This is a genomic window from Rhizobium sp. SVR5-9E (genome assembly GCF_056755095.1).
Genome location: NZ_JBNDHS010000620.1, coordinates 1 through 245 on the forward strand (window position 1 = coordinate 1; position 245 = coordinate 245).

Here is a 245-nt window from a genome sequence, read left to right on the forward strand (position 1 = left end):
GTATCAAATCCTTTTTCCTGTAAAGAATATGCTTTTAATTTATTGATGATTCCGATATTTCTTCCTTCCTGTCGAAGGTAGATGATAACTCCTCCATTTTCATGGATATATTTCATGGCAGCATCGAGTTGCTGGCCACATTCACATTTTTTTGAATGGAAAACTTCTCCGGTAATACATTCTGAATGGAAACGCACATTTACAGGCTTTGAAAAATCTGTTTTTTCTGCGACAATTGCCATATG

At 35.5% G+C, this 245-nt stretch carries 1 protein-coding gene; it reads right to left on the minus strand.

The window, feature by feature from the left end:
* Nucleotides 1-245 (minus strand): GTP cyclohydrolase II (locus ACPYOJ_RS36290; protein WP_481420526.1); only part of this gene is annotated, 245 nt, incomplete at both ends.